At 59.2% G+C, this 19,075-nt stretch carries 16 protein-coding genes; 10 read left to right on the forward strand and 6 right to left on the reverse strand.

Annotation, left to right across the window (positions count from 1 at the left end):
• Nucleotides 1–14 precede the first annotated feature (14 nt).
• The 3 genes from fepC to fepD are packed head-to-tail and all read right to left on the reverse strand — an operon-like array spanning nucleotide 15 to nucleotide 2,802.
• Nucleotides 15–809, reverse strand: a complete 795-nt coding sequence (fepC, locus tag PGR09_RS01890) for an iron-enterobactin ABC transporter ATP-binding protein (RefSeq protein ID WP_047049372.1) — start codon at nucleotides 807–809, stop codon at nucleotides 15–17.
• Nucleotides 806–1,798, reverse strand: coding sequence for an iron-enterobactin ABC transporter permease (gene fepG / locus PGR09_RS01895; RefSeq protein ID WP_315709661.1), 993 nt, complete (start codon nucleotides 1,796–1,798; stop codon nucleotides 806–808). Before fepG ends, fepC begins: the two co-directional genes overlap by 4 nt.
• A complete protein-coding gene (fepD, locus tag PGR09_RS01900; RefSeq protein ID WP_047049369.1) occupies nucleotides 1,795–2,802 on the reverse strand; it encodes a Fe(3+)-siderophore ABC transporter permease in 1,008 nt (335 codons plus the stop codon). Before fepD ends, fepG begins: the two co-directional genes overlap by 4 nt.
• 112 nt (nucleotides 2,803–2,914) lie before the next feature.
• Between fepD and entS the strand changes: the two genes are divergently transcribed.
• Nucleotides 2,915–4,156 carry an enterobactin transporter EntS gene (entS, locus tag PGR09_RS01905; protein WP_045392871.1) on the forward strand — a complete coding sequence of 414 codons (1,242 nt, stop codon included), beginning with the start codon at nucleotides 2,915–2,917 and terminating at the stop codon, nucleotides 4,154–4,156.
• A gap of 58 nt (nucleotides 4,157–4,214) precedes the next feature.
• Here the strand turns inward: entS and PGR09_RS01910 are convergent, their stop codons facing one another.
• Together PGR09_RS01910 and fepB are read right to left on the reverse strand one after the other, a co-directional pair.
• Nucleotides 4,215–6,347 (reverse strand): glycosyl hydrolase family 18 protein, encoded by a 2,133-nt coding sequence (locus PGR09_RS01910; RefSeq protein ID WP_213292700.1) that lies wholly within the window; start codon nucleotides 6,345–6,347, stop codon nucleotides 4,215–4,217.
• A gap of 227 nt (nucleotides 6,348–6,574) precedes the next feature.
• The gene (gene fepB / locus PGR09_RS01915; RefSeq protein ID WP_047049361.1) at nucleotides 6,575–7,534 is read right to left on the reverse strand and encodes a Fe2+-enterobactin ABC transporter substrate-binding protein; all 960 of its coding nucleotides are present in this window, start codon (nucleotides 7,532–7,534) and stop codon (nucleotides 6,575–6,577) included.
• Between the two features lie 187 nt (nucleotides 7,535–7,721).
• Between fepB and entC the strand changes: the two genes are divergently transcribed.
• From entC to PGR09_RS01950, 7 genes are all read left to right on the forward strand, one after another.
• Nucleotides 7,722–8,897, forward strand: a complete 1,176-nt coding sequence (gene entC, locus PGR09_RS01920; RefSeq protein WP_047049358.1) for an isochorismate synthase EntC — start codon at nucleotides 7,722–7,724, stop codon at nucleotides 8,895–8,897.
• A 9-nt stretch (nucleotides 8,898–8,906) separates the two neighbouring features.
• A complete protein-coding gene (gene entE, locus PGR09_RS01925) occupies nucleotides 8,907–10,514 on the forward strand; it encodes a (2,3-dihydroxybenzoyl)adenylate synthase EntE (protein WP_315709665.1) in 1,608 nt (535 codons plus the stop codon).
• 13 nt (nucleotides 10,515–10,527) lie between these two features.
• Nucleotides 10,528–11,379: an enterobactin biosynthesis bifunctional isochorismatase/aryl carrier protein EntB gene (gene entB, locus PGR09_RS01930; RefSeq protein ID WP_015367768.1), complete on the forward strand. Its 852-nt coding sequence runs from the start codon at nucleotides 10,528–10,530 to the stop codon at nucleotides 11,377–11,379.
• Nucleotides 11,379–12,134 (forward strand): 2,3-dihydro-2,3-dihydroxybenzoate dehydrogenase EntA, encoded by a 756-nt coding sequence (gene entA / locus PGR09_RS01935; protein ID WP_430915759.1) that lies wholly within the window; start codon nucleotides 11,379–11,381, stop codon nucleotides 12,132–12,134. Before entB ends, entA begins: the two co-directional genes overlap by 1 nt.
• A complete protein-coding gene (gene entH / locus PGR09_RS01940) occupies nucleotides 12,135–12,548 on the forward strand; it encodes a proofreading thioesterase EntH (RefSeq protein WP_047049345.1) in 414 nt (137 codons plus the stop codon).
• Between the two features lie 321 nt (nucleotides 12,549–12,869).
• The gene (gene cstA, locus PGR09_RS01945) at nucleotides 12,870–14,975 is read left to right on the forward strand and encodes a pyruvate/proton symporter CstA (RefSeq protein WP_047049343.1); all 2,106 of its coding nucleotides are present in this window, start codon (nucleotides 12,870–12,872) and stop codon (nucleotides 14,973–14,975) included.
• A 103-nt stretch (nucleotides 14,976–15,078) separates the two neighbouring features.
• Nucleotides 15,079–15,276, forward strand: coding sequence for a YbdD/YjiX family protein (locus tag PGR09_RS01950; protein ID WP_045392899.1), 198 nt, complete (start codon nucleotides 15,079–15,081; stop codon nucleotides 15,274–15,276).
• 232 nt (nucleotides 15,277–15,508) lie between these two features.
• Here the strand turns inward: PGR09_RS01950 and PGR09_RS01955 are convergent, their stop codons facing one another.
• Nucleotides 15,509–16,252 (reverse strand): SDR family NAD(P)-dependent oxidoreductase, encoded by a 744-nt coding sequence (locus PGR09_RS01955; RefSeq protein ID WP_063414710.1) that lies wholly within the window; start codon nucleotides 16,250–16,252, stop codon nucleotides 15,509–15,511.
• Nucleotides 16,253–16,557: 305 nt separating this feature from the next.
• Between PGR09_RS01955 and PGR09_RS01960 the strand changes: the two genes are divergently transcribed.
• Entirely contained in the window at nucleotides 16,558–18,060 is a 1,503-nt protein-coding gene (locus PGR09_RS01960; RefSeq protein ID WP_430915760.1) for a sugar ABC transporter ATP-binding protein, read from the forward strand.
• Nucleotides 18,057–19,055: an ABC transporter permease gene (locus PGR09_RS01965; protein WP_032714059.1), complete on the forward strand. Its 999-nt coding sequence runs from the start codon at nucleotides 18,057–18,059 to the stop codon at nucleotides 19,053–19,055. The genes PGR09_RS01960 and PGR09_RS01965 overlap by 4 nt, the downstream gene beginning before the upstream one ends.
• Nucleotides 19,056–19,075: the final 20 nt, after the last annotated feature.

Genomic DNA, 19,075 nt, shown 5'->3' on the forward strand with positions numbered 1-19,075 from the left:
TGGTAAAGAAAAGATTATCGGCGTCCCAGCGGCACCACCAGCGGCGTATGCGCTACCGGATCCTCGATGATCGTGCAGCGCAGGCCATAGATACGCTCAATCAGATCCGCCGTGACGATCTCTTTCGGCGCGCCTTCGGCGACGATCTTACCGTCGCGCAGGGCGATCAGATGGGTGGCGTAACGACAGGCCTGATTGAGATCGTGCAGTACCGCCGCCAGCGTATATCCCTTCTCGCGATTCAGCTCGCTTAACAGCTCCAGCAGGTCGATCTGATGGCTGATATCAAGCCAGGTCGTCGGCTCATCAAGCAGCATAATCGCCGTCTCCTGCGCCAGTACCATTGCAATCCACGCCCGCTGGCGCTGGCCGCCGGAGAGGGTATCCACGCTCTGCAGCGCGAGGTCGACAATACCCGTCGCCCGCATCGCGTTATTTACCGCTGCTTCGTCCTCTTTACGCCAACGGGTAAACATCGGCTGATGCGGATAGCGCCCGCGCGCCACCAGCTCCTGTACGGTGATATCGCCGGGCGTGGTGGCATTCTGCGCCAGCAGGCCGATCCGCTTCGCCACCTCTTTGCTGGCGTAGTGCTGGATCTGCTCGCCATCGAGATAAACGTGTCCGCTGGACGGCGTCATCAGACGGCTAAGGGTACGCAGCAGGGTTGATTTACCACAGCCGTTGGGGCCGATAATCGCCGTAAAATGGCCGTCAGGAATTGTGACGTTCAGCGATTCGGCGATGGTCTTTTTACCGTAGGCCAGGGTCAACTGGTCGCCGCGCAAACGGGAGGTGACAGCGGTCATTTTTTGCGGGACTCCTGAATTAATAACGCGATGAGGTAGATACCGCCAAGGCTGACGGTGACCACCCCGACCGGTAACTGATAAGGCATGAACAGGCGCTGAGCGCAGTAATCGGCCAGCGCCAGCAGCAGCGCGCCGCACAGCGCCGACTGGGTTAATCCCCAGCGCGCGGTGCCGCTTATCCGCCGGGCGATATGCGGCGCGACCAGCGCGACGAAAGAAATAGGCCCGGCCAGCGCGGTGGCGGAAGCGGTCAGCAACACCGCCACCAGCATCAGCAGCAGGCGCGAACGTTCGACTCGAACCCCCAGCGCGCAGGCGGTATCGTCGCCCATCTCCAGCAGCCGCATCCGCCGCGCCAGTAGGGCGCTGCACGCCAACATCAACAGGATAAGCGGCGCCGAAGGCCAGGTTTTGCCCCACGTCAGGCCGTTGAGCGAACCGGCATTCCACAATCCGGCGGAAAGGGCGGTCTCAAGCGACGCGCGCAGCAGCAGCCAGGTATTGAATGCCACCAGCATGGCGCGCACGCCGATGCCGATAATGATCAGGCGGAAGGTTTCTATGCCGTTGCGCCACGCCAGTAGCCACACCACCAGCGAGGTCAGCACGCCGCCGAGCATCGCCGCCAGCGCGATGGCGGTTAGGTTCTGGCCGAACATCACCATTGCTACCAGCACGCCGCTCCAGGCGCCGGTGTTGAAACCCATTACGTCCGGGCTACCCAGCGGATTACGCATCAATGACTGAAAAATGGCGCCGCTGACGCCAAGCCCGGCGCCGATAAGCAGCGCCATCAGCACGCGCGGCAGTCGCCATTCGGTGACCACCATGCTGACGCTGCGCGGTGCGTCGCCGAGTAGCGCGGAAATCACCTGTTCAGTGCTGAGCGGCACCAGGCCATTACCCAGACCGAACAGGGACACCAGCAAGCTCGCGAAAATCAGCAGCAGGCAGCAGAAAATCAGGCGGCGGGAGGGAGCTATCACAGCGCACCTCCTCGCGGCTGACGGCGAACCAGCCAGATCAGCACCGGCGCGCCGATAAAGGCGCTGACCACCGAAACGCGCAGTTCACCAGGCACCAACAGGCGGCCAATCACGTCGGCAAACAGCAACAGGGCAGGGGTGGCGAGCAGCGTAACCGGCAATGACCAGCGGTGATCCGCCCCCACCAGCCAGCGCGCCATATGCGGCATCATCAGGCCGATAAAGGCGATAGGGCCGACCAGCGCCGTCGCGCTGCCGCACAGGACGGTGATCGCCAGCAGGCCGATCAATTGGGTACGTGCGACCCGGCTACCGAGCGCGGTGGCGGTGTCGGCGCCGAGGCTCAGGCTGTTCAGCGCCCGGCTAAGAAACAGGGTTACCACGGCGGCAATCAGCACCGGCAGCAGGACTATTTTCAGCGTTTGCAGGGTGCGAATATCCAGCGAGCCGGCCTGCCAGAAGCGCAGCTGGTCATACACGTCCGGGTTGAGCAGGGCGATGCCGTTAGATAAACCTTCCAGTACTGCCGCCAGCGCCACGCCCGCGAGGGTCAGGCGCACCGGGCTGAGCTGGCCGCCGCCCTGGCTGCCGGTAAACGCGACCAGTAGCGACGCGGCGAAGGCTCCGCAGAAGGCCATCAGCAACTGCTCCTGCGGCGATGTTATGCCGAACAGCGCCGCGCCGAGCACGATGGCGAAGCTGGCGCCGGAGTTGACGCCGAGCAGGCCCGGGTCGGCCAACGGGTTACGGGTGAGGGTTTGCATTAGCGCGCCGGCGAGGCCAAGCGCGCAGCCGGCCAGCAATCCGGCCAGCGTACGCGGCAGGCGGGCATCCAGTACGATGGTACAGTCGGCGCTCTGACAACTGCCGGAAAAGGCATCGATAATCACCGAAGGCGGCAACGGTTTGGCGCCGATAAGCAGGCTGAGCGCAATCGCAAGAGCCAAAAGTAACAAGAGACCCGGCACGGCGACGGCGCGCACCGTGGTCGTAGAAAACGACATAGTTCAAATCCCTGATATGATAATGATAGTAATTATCGTTATCGATTTTATTCAGGTATGTTACCATGAGAAACCATAAAAATGGTATGAAAAATAACGACAAGGCCCTTGCATGAATCGACCTTCCCGGCTGCTTGATGTCAGCCTCCTGCGCACCCATCCGGCGTTCCGCGCCGTCTTTATCGCTCGCTTTATCTCGATCCTGTCGCTTGGCCTGCTAGGCGTGGCGATCCCGGTTCAAATCCAGACAATGACCCACTCGACCTGGCAGGTCGGACTGTCGGTAATGCTGACCGGTTGTTCGATGTTCGTTGGGCTGATGGTTGGCGGCGTGCTGGCCGACCGTTATGAGCGTAAACACCTGATCCTGCTGGCGCGTGGCACCTGCGGCGTGGGCTTCGTCGGCCTGTGCCTGAACGCCATGCTGCCGGAACCGTCGCTGGCGGCCATTTACCTGCTGGGGATTTGGGATGGCTTCTTCGCCTCCTTAGGGGTGACCGCGCTGCTGGCGGCGACGCCGGCGTTGGTGGGCCGCGAAAACCTGATGCAAGCCGGGGCGATCACCATGTTGACCGTGCGTCTCGGTTCGGTGATATCGCCGATGATCGGCGGGTTGCTGCTGGCGACCGGCGGCGTGGCCTGGAACTACGGCCTGGCGGCGGCGGGGACGTTCATTACCACCCTGACGCTGCTGCGTCTGCCGCTGCTGCCTCCGCCGCCGCAGCCGCGCGAGCATCCGCTGAAATCTCTGCTGGCGGGGCTTAAATTTCTCTTTAATAGCCCGCTTATTGGCGGTATTGCGCTGCTCGGCGGCCTGTTGACGATGGCCAGCGCGGTGCGGGTGCTTTATCCGGCGCTGGCGGAGGGCTGGCAGATGTCAAATTCGCAGATTGGCCTGTTGTACGCCGCCATTCCGCTTGGCGCGGCGCTGGGTGCGTTAACCAGCGGACAACTGGCGCATACCGCCAGGCCGGGGGCGTTGATGTTGACGACAACGGTGGGGTCGTTTGTGGCGATTGCGCTATTCAGCGTGATGCCGTTCTGGGCGCTGGGCGCGCTCTGTCTGGCGCTGTTTGGTTGGCTGAGCGCGATAAGTTCGCTGCTGCAGTACACGCTGATTCAGACGCAAACGCCGGAAAATATGCTGGGGCGCATTAATGGCCTGTGGACCGCGCAGAACGTGACCGGCGATGCTATTGGCGCGGCGCTGCTGGGGGGGTTAGGGGCGGTAATGACCCCGGTGGCTTCGGCCAGCGCCAGCGGCTGGGCGCTGGTGATTGTGGGAATATTACTGGTTGGCTTATTGCGCGAGCTACGCCGTTTTCAGCGTCCGGAGATGGTCAGCGAAAGTTAAATGCAACAATAGCAAAAAGGCCCCGGATTACTCCGGGGCCTGGCTTCACTTATAACACTTAGTACGCGCCGAGATCTTTCCAGACGTCGAACTGGCCGCAGTTCAGGTCCGGCTGGTTGCCCTGAGACCACCATTTCACCTGGTAGTTATGGCCTTTCCAGCTCACGGTTTCAAAGGTACCCCAGTTGCCGCCATAAACAGTATTGGCATTCCACTGCGGGTAAGGCGCGGCGGCATCGTCAGAAGGAACAACGTCATCATCCTTTGCCGGCACGTCATCGGCATCTTTTTCGTCGTCAGCCGGTTCATCAGCCGGCTCATCGGCTGGCTTGTCATCGCTCTGGCCATTCTGGGAAGCCACGACCACGGAGAGGATAAAGCGCTGCTGGGTTGACGGTTCGCCCCAGGTATCGCGAACGAACAGCGTGAAAGTAAATTCAGTGTCCGCGGTGACTTCCGGTACGTCGAACTCAATGACCGCGGCGGTTTTATCAGCGACATCAATCGCTGCCGGCACGCCCCAGCTGTAGCTCAGCTCGTCGCTATCTTCATCAGATGATTTTTCACCGGACAGGCGAACGCGAGAGCCGCCTACGACCATCATTTCAATCGCCGCTTCCGGCGCATGGTTTACCGTTGGTTCGGTTGGCTCATCTTCTGACTTATCGTCATCCTGTTCATCAGCAGGCACAACGTTGATGCCTTCGAAATAGAACGGGTCCATATCGATAACTTCAGAAGCGATTTCATACCCCAGACCTTCACGGGCGGCGTTAACCAGCACGCCGTTATCATGGTCAATAGTCCAGGTAAACAGACCGCCCAGCCCCAGGCTGGCAGCGTATTCGCCTTTGGCTTTGACGGTGCGCGGGGTATCCAGCGACATGAAGAGTTTGGATTCCGGGTTGTAGAGGAAGTCAGCATCAGCTACCTGGTCGGTGTAGACGTTGAAGCCGTTACGGCCTTTCTGGTTTTCCAGGTCCAGGTAGTTATAAATGACGTCATACCATTCGTTGGTGCCGGATTCAAATGTACCGACAGTGGTACCGTTACCCGGGTTATAGGTGCCTTTCAGCGGCGACAGCGATTCCAGCTCGGCATTGCGGCCGTTACGGGTATAGCCGGCGTAACCGATGTTGATGCGCTCAGCCGGGAAACCTTCCGCCAGCAGGTGTTCAACAATGGTATTAATCGCCCAGTCGCCTTGCTCAATGGCTTTCAGGTTGGTGTGGTGTGTGATGCTTTCCGCCCACGGGGTGCCGAAGAAGTCATAGGTCATGACGTTGATGCCGTACAGACCGGCATTCATCAGCGCTTTGACGTTGGAATAACCAAACGTTTTTACTACCGCGGAGCTGGCAATGGAGATTTTGACATCGCTCAGGCCGGCGGAATCGAGCTGTTTACGCAGTTCACCAATCAGCAGGGCGTAATTATCGCCATCTTCCGGGCCGTATGGGTTACCGGCGCCTTCGGCGTTCGGGTATTCCCAGTCGATATCCACTTCGCTGAACATCGGGAATTGTTTGAACAGTTTCACCACGCCTTTGGCGAAGGTTTTACGCGAGGAATCAGATGCCGCGGTTTCATGAAAACCGTTGCTCATGGTCCAGCCGCCGATGCTCATTGACAGCACCAGGTTGTGGCCCTGCTGTTTGGCTTTCGCCTGCAGGTCACGCAGACCGCCGAGCAGGCCTTTGGTGTTTGTCTGGGTTACGGTTTTCGGATCAACATCCCAGCCGCTGACGCTGTGGCCAACGTTAACGTAAGACTGGAAATCGCCCCACGGATCAAGGAAGGTCGGTTCATATTTCACTTTGCCGCACTGCTCTGCCCCTTCGGCCACCACATCGCGATACAGACCATCCACTTTATGGAAGCCGGTTACGCCGACGAAGCCAACGATGATTTTATCGTAAGCGGTAGGGGAGACGTTAGTCAGGTCGTAGCCGCGGCCGCGGTTATCTTTCGCATCGCTGCCCTGCAGGCGGCCATCGTACTGAGACCAGTCGGTGTAATAACCGAATACTTTAGGTTTGTTGGTTGCGCTTTTGTATTTGTTATACACCGGTTTGGCGACGCGGTCCGAAGTATAGCTGTAGTTGCTGACTTCCGTTGCCGGGTTAAAACCATCAGCAGCGTTACTGGTTTCGGTCAGGGTATCGCCCTTAATCAATTTGCTTGTCGTCACGGTAATTTCCTTATGAGTTGAATGTCCACCTCAAGTGGTGTGGGGCAGATATTCGAGGAACGCGACGGCGATGGCTAATCACAAAACAACACCTCAAACGATGATGATTCGCGTGAGGCGCCGATGAGGTCTCAAGTGGGGAAGGCAATAAAAAGTTATTTTATAACAAAAGGATGATGTAGTTGATGATGTGAAATGAGATCCCGGCCCCAGGGCCGGGAAGAGAATCAGGCAAAGAGCGCCGATAAACGTTGTAGCACCAGCATGGCGCTGTAGTAGTCAAGACGGAAGGTTTCCGTCCCCAGCGGATAAACGCGCTTTGCGGCAACGGCTGGCAAATGCGCCAGTAGCGGATTGGCGTAAATTGCCCCGGCGTCTTTCTCGTCGCCGGCGAACAGGAACAGGCTTTCGCCGTTAATTCCGGCGGCCAGGTTTTCGCCGCCCAACTGCACGATGTCGTGACGCTTACCCTGGCTCTGGCTGGCGTGCAGGCCACCCGGCAGCGTCGCCAGCTTAAAGCCTAACTGTTCCAGCATCTGACCCTGCGCTGATTCCGGCGTCCAGATATTGGCGCTATGCGCCGCGGCGGTATAAACCAGCGCGGTGACCGGCTGCGGCGGCAACTTCAGTTTCTCTTTTAACGAAACGAGCTGTTTATTGAACTCGGCAATGCGCGCGTCCGCCTGCTTTTCATGACCGGTAATATGTCCCAATTGGGTTAGAAGCGTCTGCCAGCTTTTATCGTCGTAGTTGATGATAAGGGTCGGCGCGATAGTCGAAAGCTGGTCGTACAGCGCCAGCGCGGAATCGCCGCCGGTGGCGCTAATCAGGATCAGATCCGGCATCTGCGCCGCTACCGCTTCGGCGCTGGGTTCGCCAATATACAGTCGCGCTAGTTTGCGCTTTTTAGCGATATCGCCCCACTGGCGCAGAAAGCCCTGTGCATCGGCCACGCGGTTATTCGGCGTGGTCGCGCCGCTGGCGACCACCGGCGCATCAATAGCCAGCAACGAACCGGTGAGGGTGACGCTGGTCGAGACTATGCGCAGCGGCTGGCTTTCCAGCGTATGGGTACCGCGACTGTCGGTGATCTGACGCGGCCAGTCCGCCGCCAGCGCTGAGGTAATTCCTAAAAGGCACAGCCCGCTGGCGAGTAAAGTACGACGGCAAAAAGTGGCAAAATTCACGAATTCGCATCCTGAGTCAGTTGTAGTAAATACGTCTCATTTTCAACTTTGTGTAACCCGGATGCAAGTTTAAGTCGCATAACCTGCTGTTTGTGCGGTTGACAAGGAGAGCAATACCTTTTAGGTTAGCCAACAAAAATATAAATGATAATTATTCTTAATATCTTTATCGTTTTTGGAGGATGATATGGAAACGTCACTGGCTGAGGATGTACAGGAAAAAACGCAGACCCTGTCGCCGCAAAGCTTTTTCTTTATGTCGCCGTACCGCAGCTTCAGTACCACCGGCTGTTTTAGCCGTTTTTCCCAACCTGCAGTCGGTGGTGATTCGCTGAACGGCGAGTTTCAGCAGAAAATGGCGGCCGCATTTGCCGAAGCCCGCGCGGCGGGGATCCGCAAGCCGGTCATGGTCGGGGCGATCCCGTTCGACACCAATCAGCCTTCCGAACTCTATATCCCCGAACGCTGGGAATCTTTCTCCCGTACCGACAAACAACAGTCCGCGCGTTACGCGGCGCCGCTCAAGGCTATGGATGTTGTCGATCGTCAGGAGATCCCGGAGCAGGACGAGTTTCTGGCGATGGTAGAACGTGCCGCCGCGCTGACGGCGACTCCCGAAGTCGACAAAGTGGTGCTCTCCAGGCTGATTGATATCACTACCCGCGACCGGGTCGATAGCGGCGCGCTGCTGGAACGGCTGATCGCCCAGAACCCGGCGAGCTTTAACTTCCATGTCCCGTTGTCAGACGGCGGGGTACTGCTGGGCGCCAGTCCGGAACTGCTGTTGCGTAAAGAAGGGCTGCACTTCAGTTCGCTGCCGCTGGCCGGCTCCGCCCGCCGCCAGCCTGACGATGTGCTGGATCGGGAAGCGGGCAACAAGCTGCTGGCGTCAGGCAAAGATCGCCATGAGCATGATCTGGTCACGCAGGCGATGAAGAGCGTGCTTGGCCCGCGCAGCAGTCAGCTGTCGCTACCGGAATCGCCGCAGCTGATTACCACCCCGACGCTCTGGCATCTGGCGACGCCGATCGAAGGTACGGCGCTGGCGGAAGAAAACGCCATGTCGCTGGCCTGTCTGCTGCATCCGACTCCGGCGCTGAGCGGCTTCCCGCATCAGGTGGCAAAGCGGCTGATAGCCGAGCTCGAACCGTTCGATCGCCAGCTGTTTGGCGGCATCGTCGGCTGGTGCGATGACGAAGGCAACGGCGAATGGGTGGTGACCATCCGCTGCGCGCGCCTGCATCAACGCTCGCTGCGCCTGTTTGCCGGTGCGGGTATCGTTCCGGCCTCCTCGCCGCTGGGCGAATGGCGCGAAACCGGCGTCAAATTGACCACCATGCTCAACGTATTTGGCTTGAATTAAGAGGCAAGGATGATTGCATTTACCCGTTGGCCGGAAGAGTTTGCGGCCCGCTATCGTCAAAAAGGTTATTGGCAGGATCTGCCGTTAACCAATCTGATTACCCGTCATGCGCAAAATGACGCCGTGGCGATTATCGACGGCGAGCGGCAGATTAGCTACCGCCAGTTTAACCAGCTGGTGGATAACCTCGCGTCCTCCCTGCAGCATCAGGGACTCAAGCGCGGAGAAACCGCGCTGGTGCAGCTTGGCAACGTCGCTGAGTTTTACATTACCTTCTTTGCGCTGCTGCGTATCGGCGTCGCTCCGGTTAACGCCTTGTTTAGCCACCAGCGCAGCGAACTCAACGCCTACGCCGCGCAGATTAAACCGGCGCTGCTGATTGCCGATCGCGAGCACGCGCTGTTTGCTGACGATAGTTTCCTTAATGGTTTTATCGCTGAGCATCCTTCGCTGCGCGTCGCGCTGCTGCGTAACGACGGCGGCGAGCGCGACCTGGCAACGGAAATTAACCGTACGGCGGATAACTTTGTCGCCAATCCGACGCCGGCTGACGAAGTCGCCTTTTTTCAGCTCTCCGGCGGCAGTACCGGGACGCCGAAGCTTATCCCGCGTACCCACAACGATTACGACTACAGTATCCGCCGCAGCAACGAGATCTGCGGTATTAACGCCGATACGCGCTATCTCAACGCATTGCCAGCGGCGCACAACTATGCGATGAGCTCGCCGGGCTCACTGGGCGTCTTTCTTGCCGGCGGCCGGGTGATCCTCGCCGCCGACCCGAGCGCCACGCTCTGTTTCCCGCTGATCGAAAAACACCAGATTAACGTCGCGTCGCTGGTGCCGCCGGCGGTCAGCCTGTGGCTGCAGGCTATTCATGAATGGGGCGGCAACGCGCAACTGCAATCGCTGCAGCTGTTGCAGGTTGGCGGAGCGCGCCTGTCCGCGACGCTCGCCGCGCGTATCCCGGCGGAAATCGGCTGCCAGCTGCAGCAGGTGTTCGGCATGGCCGAGGGGCTGGTTAACTACACCCGCCTCAACGATAGCCCGCAGCGAATTATCAACACCCAGGGTTGCCCGATGTGCCCGGACGACGAAGTGTGGGTAGCGGATGCCGATGGCAACCCGCTGCCGCGCGGCGAAGTGGGCCGTCTGATGACCCGCGGCCCTTATACCTTCCGCGGCTACTACAACAGCCCGCAACATAACGCGGAAGCCTTTGATGCCGATGGATTTTACTGCTCAGGCGATCTGATTTCGATCGATGAAGATGGCTATATCACCGTCCAGGGGCGGGAAAAAGATCAGATCAACCGCGGCGGCGAGAAGATCGCCGCTGAAGAGATCGAAAACCTGCTGCTGCGCCATGAGGCGGTGATCCACGCCGCGCTGGTCAGCATTGAAGACAATCTGCTCGGCGAGAAGAGCTGCGCTTATCTGGTGGTGACCTCGCCGCTGCGCGCCGTCGCGGTACGTCGCTTTCTGCGCGAGCAGGGCGTGGCCGAATTTAAATTGCCGGATCGCGTGGAGTGCGTTGCCGCGCTGCCGCTGACGCCGGTGGGCAAAGTCGATAAAAAACAATTACGTCAGTGGCTGGCCGAAGGCAAGCTGGGCTGAAGGAGAACAGAAAATGGCAATCCCTAAATTACAGGCTTACGCGCTGCCGGAAGCCAGCGATATCCCGGCGAACAAAGTTAACTGGGCCTTTGAGCCGTCGCGTGCCGCGCTGCTGATCCACGATATGCAGGAGTATTTCCTCAACTTCTGGGGCGAAAACAGCGCGATGATGGAGAAAGTGGTGGCTAATATCGCCGCCCTGCGCGACTTCTGCAAACAAAACGGTATTCCGGTGTACTACACCGCCCAGCCGAAAGAGCAGAGCGATGAAGACCGCGCCCTGCTGAATGATATGTGGGGGCCGGGGTTGACCCGCTCGCCGGAACAGCAGCAGGTGATTGCCGCGCTGGCGCCGGATGAACAGGATACGGTGCTGGTGAAATGGCGCTACAGCGCGTTTCATCGCTCGCCGCTTGAAGAGATGCTGAAAGAGACCGGCCGCGACCAGCTGATCATCACCGGCGTTTATGCCCATATCGGCTGCATGACTACCGCCACAGATGCTTTTATGCGCGATATCAAACCGTTCTTTGTCGCCGACGCGCTGGCGGATTTCAGCCGCGAAGAACATTTGATGGCGCTGAAATACGTCGCCGGCCGTTCCGGACGCGTGGTAATGACCGAAGAGCTGCTGCCGCTGCCGGCCTCCAAAGCGGCGCTGCGCGCGCTGATCCTGCCGCTGCTCGACGAATCCGACGAACCGCTGGATGATGAAAACCTGATCGACTACGGCCTGGATTCGGTGCGCATGATGGCGCTGGCCGCCCGCTGGCGCAAAGTGCACGGCGATATCGACTTCGTGATGCTGGCGAAGAATCCGACCATCGACGCCTGGTGGGCGCTGCTCTCCCGCGAGGTGAAATAATGGCGGCGCTGGATTTTCGCGGTCAGACCGTGTGGGTGACCGGCGCAGGTAAAGGCATTGGCTATGCCACCGCGTTGGCTTTCGTCGAGGCCGGAGCCAACGTCACCGGTTTCGACCTTGCCTTTGCCGGCGAAGGTTACCCGTTTGCCACCGAAACGCTGGACGTCGCCGATGCCGACCAGGTACGCGACGTGTGCACGCGTTTGCTCAACGGCATCGAACGACTGGATGTGCTGGTGAATGCGGCCGGGATCCTGCGCATGGGGGCGACCGATCAATTGAGCGCGGAGGACTGGCAGCAAACCTTCGCGGTGAACGTTGGCGGCGCGTTTAATCTGTTTCAGCAGACGATGGCGCAGTTCCGTCGTCAGCGTGGCGGGGCGATCGTCACCGTCGCTTCCGATGCCGCGCATACGCCGCGTATCGGCATGAGCGCCTATGGCGCTTCGAAAGCGGCGCTGAAAAGCCTGGCGTTGACCGTCGGACTTGAGCTGGCAGGCAGCGGCGTACGCTGCAACCTGGTGTCGCCTGGCTCCACCGATACCGACATGCAACGTACTCTGTGGGTCAATGACGATGCGGAACAGCAGCGGATCCGCGGATTTGGCGAGCAGTTTAAGCTTGGCATCCCGCTGGGCAAAATCGCCCGCCCGCAGGAGATCGCCAATACCATTTTGTTCCTCGCCTCTTCTCACGCCAGCCATATCACGCTGCAGGATATTGTGGTCGATGGCGGCTCGACGCTGGGGGCGTAAATGGCCTGGAAACGAGAGCTCACGCTTGCGGCATTGAACGCCAGTAGCGAAAACACCATGGTGGCGCATCTTGGCATCGTCTACACCCGGCTGGAAGAGGGGCTGCTGGAGGCGGAGATGCCGGTGGATGCGCGCACGCATCAGCCGTTTGGCCTGCTGCACGGCGGCGCTTCCGCGGCGCTGGCGGAGACGCTGGGCTCGATGGCCGGTTGGCTGATGACCGAGGATGGGCAGTGCGTGGTGGGCACCGAGCTTAACGCTAGCCACCATCGTCCGGTCTCCAGCGGGAAAGTACGAGGCGAATGCCGACCGCTGCATCTTGGCCGCCAGAGTCAGAGCTGGGAAATTGTGGTGTATGACGAAAGGGGGCGGCGCTGCTGCACCTGTCGTCTGGGTACCGCGGTGCTAGGCTAAGAAGCCGCTATTTCCCCGGCTTGCGCTGCGCTGAGCCGGGCTACGGATCGGCGCCTTCTCCGGGCTAGCAAATCGCACAGCGCTGTAGCCCCGGTAAGCGGTAGCGCCACCGGGGGTTTTGAGGCCGCCACCCGACAAAAAAACGGCAACGTTCTCGGTAATCCTTTCATTTATTTTCCTGTCTTAAGTGATCCCGCTAGCAATGTGAGATAAATCTCCGCCGCGGTGCATCATCCGTGCTGTTTCGAAGTTGTTAAATTCTGCGTTGTGTTCTAGAAACAAACTGTAACATCCTGATTACCCTACCGGTGGACCACAACAATGAATAATTCAGGGAAATACCTCATCTGGACACTGCTCTCCGTGATCGGAGCCTTTGCCCTCGGCTATATCGCCTTAAACCGGGGTGAGCAGATAAACGCGCTGTGGATTGTCGTCGCGGCGGTCTGCGTTTATCTGATCGCGTATCGTTTCTACGGCCTGTATATCGCCAAAACCGTCCTCGGCGTTGACCCAACGCGAATGACCCCGGCGGTGCGTCATAATGACGGCCTCGATTATGTACCGACCGATAAAAAAGTGCTGTTCGGTCACCATTTTGCCGCGATTGCCGGCGCAGGGCCGCTGGTGGGGCCGGTGCTTGCCGCGCAGATGGGCTACCTGCCGGGGATGATCTGGATCCTCGCCGGCGTGGTGCTGGCCGGCGCCGTGCAGGACTTTATGGTGCTGTTTGTTTCGACCCGTCGCGATGGCCGTTCGCTTGGCGAACTGGTTAAAGAGGAGATGGGGCCGACCGCTGGCGTACTGGCGCTGGTGGCCTGTTTTATGATCATGGTGATCATCCTCGCGGTACTGGCGATGATCGTGGTGAAAGCATTGACCCACAGTCCGTGGGGGACATACACCGTCGCCTTTACCATCCCGCTGGCGATTTTTATGGGTATCTATATTCGCTACCTGCGCCCGGGGCGCATCGGCGAGGTGTCGGTGATAGGCCTGGTGATGCTGGTGTTCGCGATCATTTCCGGCGGCTGGGTGGCTGAAAGCCCGACCTGGGCGCCGTGGTTTGATTACACCGGCGTACAGCTGACGTGGATTCTGGTGGGTTACGGCTTTGTTGCTGCGGTACTGCCGGTCTGGCTGCTGCTGGCGCCGCGCGACTATCTCTCCACGTTCCTGAAAATCGGCACCATCGTTGGTCTGGCGATTGGCATCCTGATTATGCGCCCGACGCTGACCATGCCGGCGCTGACGAAGTTCGTTGACGGTACCGGCCCGGTATGGACCGGCAACCTGTTCCCGTTCCTGTTTATCACCATCGCCTGCGGCGCGGTTTCCGGCTTCCACGCGCTGATCTCCTCAGGCACCACGCCGAAAATGTTGGCCAACGAAGGGCAGGCCTGCTTTATCGGTTACGGCGGCATGTTGATGGAATCCTTCGTCGCGATTATGGCGCTGGTGGCGGCCTGTATTATCGATCCGGGTGTCTACTTCGCGATGAACAGCCCGATGGCGGTGCTGGCGCCGGCGGGGACGACTGACGTCGTGGCCTCGGCGGCGCAGGTAGTGAGCGGCTGGGGCTTTAGCATTACCCCGGATACGCTGAATCAAATAGCCAGTGAGGTCGGCGAACAGTCGATCATTTCACGCGCCGGCGGCGCGCCGACGCTGGCGGTGGGGATGGCTTACATTCTGCACGGCTCGCTGGGCGGGCTGATGGATGTCTCTTTCTGGTACCACTTCGCCATTCTGTTTGAGGCGCTGTTTATCCTGACGGCGGTTGATGCCGGCACCCGCGCGGCGCGATTCATGCTGCAGGATCTGCTGGGCGTGATTAGCCCCGGGTTGAAAAAAACCAGCTCGCTTCCGGCTAACCTGCTGGCGACCGCGCTGTGCGTCCTGGCGTGGGGCTACTTCCTGCATCAGGGGGTGGTTGACCCGCTGGGCGGTATTAATACCCTGTGGCCGCTGTTCGGTATCGCCAACCAGATGCTGGCGGGGATGGCGCTAATGCTGTGCGCGGTGGTACTGTTCAAGATGAAACGCCAGCGCTATGCGTGGGTGGCGCTGCTGCCGACAAGCTGGCTGCTGATTTGTACGCTGACCGCTGGCTGGCAGAAATCGTTTAGTCCGGATACCAAAGTCGGCTTCCTGGCCATCGCCAATAAATTCCAGGCGATGATCGACAGCGGTACCATTCCGCCGCAGTATACGGAATCGCAGCTGGCGCAGCTGGTGTTTAATAACCGTCTCGATGCCGGGCTGACTATCTTCTTTATGATTGTGGTGGTGGTTCTGGCGCTGTTCTCGATTAAAACCGCGCTGGCGGCGCTGAAAGAGGATAAACCGACGGCGAAAGAGACGCCGTATGAAGCGATGCCCGCGGATGCGCAGACCTTAACGGCGCAGGCGAAGCGCGCGCATTAACCTGTTTGCCGGGAGGCGCTAGCGCTGACCCGGCCTACCTTTCTTCTCCTCCCTCTCCCTGTGGGAGAGGGCTGGGGTGAGGGAAATAAGCGAGAAACTCATTATGTTCGACACCCTTTCCAAAGCAGGAAAATATTTAGGCCAGGCGGCGAAGATGATGATCGGCGTGCCGGATTACGATAACTACGTCGAGCATATGCGGCTGACCCATCCGGATCGGACGCCGATGACCTATGAAGAGTTCTTTCGCGAACGCCAGGACGCGCGCTACGGCGGTAAGGGCGGGGCGAAGTGCTGCTAGCCTTCTTTCGGTAAGTAGAGGCTGATTTTCTTTATGCATCACGTCGCAGACTTCACCTGACAGCATTACGTCATCATAGCAATCGTGTTCGATTTCAATATCTTCCAGAGCGTCGTCGGTTTCGTCGTCGATCTCTGCCATCTGTAAACGCAGGTAAGAGGCAAAACGCAACCCGTCGAGGCGGCGCGGGAAGGCCTCTGCCGGGCGACAGAGGCTTGCAGAAAATAGGCGATCAGGCGTTCAGGCCGCCATCCACGTCGAGCCCCGTACCGGAGATCTGCCCGGCGGCCGGGCTGGCCAGGAAGGTGACCGCCGCGGCGATGTCTTGCGGCTGGCCGTAGTGACCGACCGCAATCATCTGGCGCTGGGCTTCCGCCTGTTCCCCATCCTCCGGGTTCATATCGCTGTTAGTCGGCCCTGGATGGACAAGGTTAACGGTGATCCCGCGAGGGCCTAAATCACGCGCCAGCCCACGGGTCAGGGAGTTGAGGGCGGACTTGGTCATGGCGTAAACCGCGATACCCGGCATGGCTACGCGGTTGGCCAGACAGCTGCCGATGTTGATGATCCGTCCGCCATCGGACATATGCACCAGCGCTTCCTGGATGGCGATAACCACCCCACGAATATTGACGTTGATAAGGGCGTCAATGTCCGCCAGCGTCATGGATTCCAGTGGACCGCCACGGGCGATGCCAGCGTTGTTGACCAGAATATCCAGTCCGCCGAGGGCCCGGGCCGCATGGGTGACGGCATCCTGAATGGCCTGCGCGCTGGCGCTGTCGGCCTGCACCGCTTCGCCGTATCGACCCAGGGCCTTTATTTCATCGGCGACCGCCTGGGCTTTATTGGCCGATTTTTCATACGTAATAACCACATCGGCGCCGGCGCGCGCCAGCGACAGCGCAATAGCGCGACCCAACCCACGGCTGGCGCCGGTAACCAGCGCCTTCTTACCTGTTAAATCGATCTGCATGATGACCTCGTTACGAGAGTGGTGAGAATCATCATTAGGTATAGACGGTCGGGGTGATTAACGGCTGAAGTATTCCACCTTCTCGAACGCGGCGCGCAGAACGTCAGGGTTAACGTCATCGGCAGGCTAAAGCGCTACCCGGGTGGGAAGCAGTCCTTATAGGTGTTGGGCTAACCTGATGTTATGTCTGGACATCCAGATGGCTAATATTATTTGGTTTTATCTTATGCTTTTTACGCAGTTGTCAGGCATCGGCGGCTGTGAAAAATTCGTTAAATCAGAATATTAATTGCCCCGGGAGGGTGATGAGCGTGAATCGCCTTGAGATGCATAACATTAGCCTGGCCTTTTCCGGTTTTCAGGCGCTGAGCAAGGTGGCGTTTACCCTTAAGGGCGGAACGGTGCATGCGTTGACCGGCGCCAACGGCGCTGGCAAATCGACGCTGATGGCGGTGTTGTGCGGGACGCATGCCGATTACGAAGGCGAAGTGGTGATCAATAACCAGCCGGTTAGCATTCGTTCGCCGCGCGATGCAAAGCAACTGGGAATTCATCTGGTACAGCAAGAGGTGGATGTTGCGTTGGTTCCGGGGTTGAGCATTGCCGAAAATATCATGCTGGACAGGCTGGCTGAGCCGGGTGCGGTTTTTCGCTGGTCGCATGTGCGTCAGCAGGCGCGCGACGCGCTGGCGCAGCTTGATATTGCGCTGGATGTTCGACGTTCAATCGATAGCTGTACCCTTGCCGAAAAGCAGCAAATTCTGCTGGCTCGCGCACTGTCGCACCATTGCCGTTTTTTGATTCTTGATGAACCCACCGCGCCCTTGGATCAGCACGAAAGCGAACGCTTATTTGCGGTGGTTCGTCGTCTGCAGCAGCAGGGGATCGGCGTGGTCTTTATTTCGCACCGTATTCATGAACTCAAAGCGATTTGCGACACCCTGACGGTACTGCTCGATGGCCGTTTAATCGAAAGCGGCCCGATGGCCGAGCTCAGCGGCGAGCAGATCGTCGAAAAAATGCTCGGTCACGAGCTGAGCGATATTTTCCCGCCTGCGCGTCCGCCGCACGGCGCAGAGGTGCTGTTGCAGGTTGAGGGTTTGCATGACGAGGCGCTGTTGCAGGATATCTCGCTACGCCTGCATAAGGGGGAAATTCTCGGTATCGCCGGCTTAGCGGGCGCGGGAAAAACTGAACTCTGCAAAGCCTTATTCGGCGCCAGTAAAAGCCGCCTGCGCCACGGCGAACTTAACGGCCGGCCGTGGCGGCCGCGCGACCCGGCTGATTCCGTCCTCCAGGGTCTGGCGCTGGTGCCGGAAGAGCGGCGCAAAGAGGGGATATTCATCGATGAGGCTATCGCCATGAATCTGGCGGTCAGCGCCGATAACAGCTTTTCGCGCTGGAGCCTGTTCGGCCATCGGCAGGCGTGGCGGTGGGCGCAGGAGGTTATTGCCCGTATCGGCGTGCGCGCCACCGGGCCGGGGCAGACGCTGCGCCGTCTCTCCGGCGGTAATCAGCAAAAAGTGGCCATCGGCAAATGGCTGCGCGGCAGTGCAAACGTGCTGATTTTCGACGAACCGACGAAAGGGGTGGACGTGAAAGCGAAAACCGATCTGTTTCAGTTGATTGATGGCCTGGCGCGGGAAGGCCGGGGCGTGATTTACGCCTCCGGTGAATTTTCCGAGCTGGTAGGCCTGTGCGATCGCATCTGCGTGCTGTGGGATGGGCGCATTGTGGCGGAAATTCCCGGCGCCGAGGCGCGGGAAGAGACGATTCTTTATTACTCCACCGGAGGAGCGGCAGCGTGAGCAAGGCCCTGGCAGTCAACGCGACGGTATCGGGCCGTCAGCGGTTTTTCGATTTTCTCTATAAATGGGGCATGTTGCTGACCGTGGTACTGCTGGTTGGCGTCTTTGGTTTAGCCTCGGATAACTTTCTTGACCCGTTTAACATCATCAACATTCTGCGCTCCATCGCTATTGTGACGGTGATTGCCATTGGGGTGTCGATTTCGCTCACCATCGGCGGCTTTGATCTGTCGGTGGGGTCGACGGCGTCGCTGGCGAATGCGTTAGTGATTTCGTTGTTTGTCTGGCACGGCCTGAACACCACTGAAGCCATTCTGATCACCCTCGCGCTCTGTACGCTGGTGGGGTTATTCAACGCGTTTCTGATCGTAGTGCTGCGCATTCCTGACATGCTCGCCACGCTTGCCAGCCTGTTTGTGATTCAGGGCGTGGCGATGACCTACAGCTACGGCGGCTCGATCACCGAAAATATGGTGCTGCCGAGCGGCGAGATGGCCGAAGGTACGATCCCGGCTGCGTTTGGCGCGCTGGGGCAGGTACCGACCATCGTCATTATCATGCTGGTGGTAACGCTAATCGCGCAGCTGGCGCTGTCGTTCACCACCCACGGGCGGCGGATGTACGCCATCGGTGGTAATCCGGAGGCGGCGCGGCTCTCCGGGTTGCGGATCACGCGCTATAAAGTGGCGGCCTACGTGATTGCTTCGCTACTGGCCGGATTGGGCGGCATTTTATTGGCATCAAGAATTGGCTCTTCCCAGGTGAACGCCGGCGGCGGTTACCTGATGGATGCGGTCGCGGCGGCGTGGATCGGCTTTTCGCTGGCGGGCTCCGGCAAACCGAATGCGCTGGGGACGCTGGTGGGAGCGGTGATCCTCGGCGTGCTTTCCAATGGCCTGGTGATGCTCTCGGTGCCGTATTACGCGATGGACATTATTAAAGGGCTGGTGCTGGCTGGCGCGCTGGCACTGACCTATTTTCAGCGCCGTACCTAACATTTTACAGGGTAAACAAA

The organism is Klebsiella sp. 141251 (assembly GCF_050600725.1).
GTDB lineage: Bacteria > Pseudomonadota > Gammaproteobacteria > Enterobacterales > Enterobacteriaceae > Klebsiella > Klebsiella aerogenes.

Coding starts and splice junctions, on each gene's coding strand:
- fepC (WP_047049372.1), bottom strand. CDS start 809: ATGACCGCTGTCACCTCCCGTTTGCGCGGCGACCAGTTGACCCTGGCC.
- fepD (WP_047049369.1), bottom strand. CDS start 2,802: ATGTCGTTTTCTACGACCACGGTGCGCGCCGTCGCCGTGCCGGGTCTC.
- entS (WP_045392871.1), top strand. CDS start 2,915: ATGAATCGACCTTCCCGGCTGCTTGATGTCAGCCTCCTGCGCACCCAT.
- entC (WP_047049358.1), top strand. CDS start 7,722: ATGGAAACGTCACTGGCTGAGGATGTACAGGAAAAAACGCAGACCCTG.
- entE (WP_315709665.1), top strand. CDS start 8,907: ATGATTGCATTTACCCGTTGGCCGGAAGAGTTTGCGGCCCGCTATCGT.
- entB (WP_015367768.1), top strand. CDS start 10,528: ATGGCAATCCCTAAATTACAGGCTTACGCGCTGCCGGAAGCCAGCGAT.
- entA (WP_430915759.1), top strand. CDS start 11,379: ATGGCGGCGCTGGATTTTCGCGGTCAGACCGTGTGGGTGACCGGCGCA.
- entH (WP_047049345.1), top strand. CDS start 12,135: ATGGCCTGGAAACGAGAGCTCACGCTTGCGGCATTGAACGCCAGTAGC.
- cstA (WP_047049343.1), top strand. CDS start 12,870: ATGAATAATTCAGGGAAATACCTCATCTGGACACTGCTCTCCGTGATC.
- PGR09_RS01950 (WP_045392899.1), top strand. CDS start 15,079: ATGTTCGACACCCTTTCCAAAGCAGGAAAATATTTAGGCCAGGCGGCG.
- PGR09_RS01955 (WP_063414710.1), bottom strand. CDS start 16,252: ATGCAGATCGATTTAACAGGTAAGAAGGCGCTGGTTACCGGCGCCAGC.
- PGR09_RS01960 (WP_430915760.1), top strand. CDS start 16,558: ATGAGCGTGAATCGCCTTGAGATGCATAACATTAGCCTGGCCTTTTCC.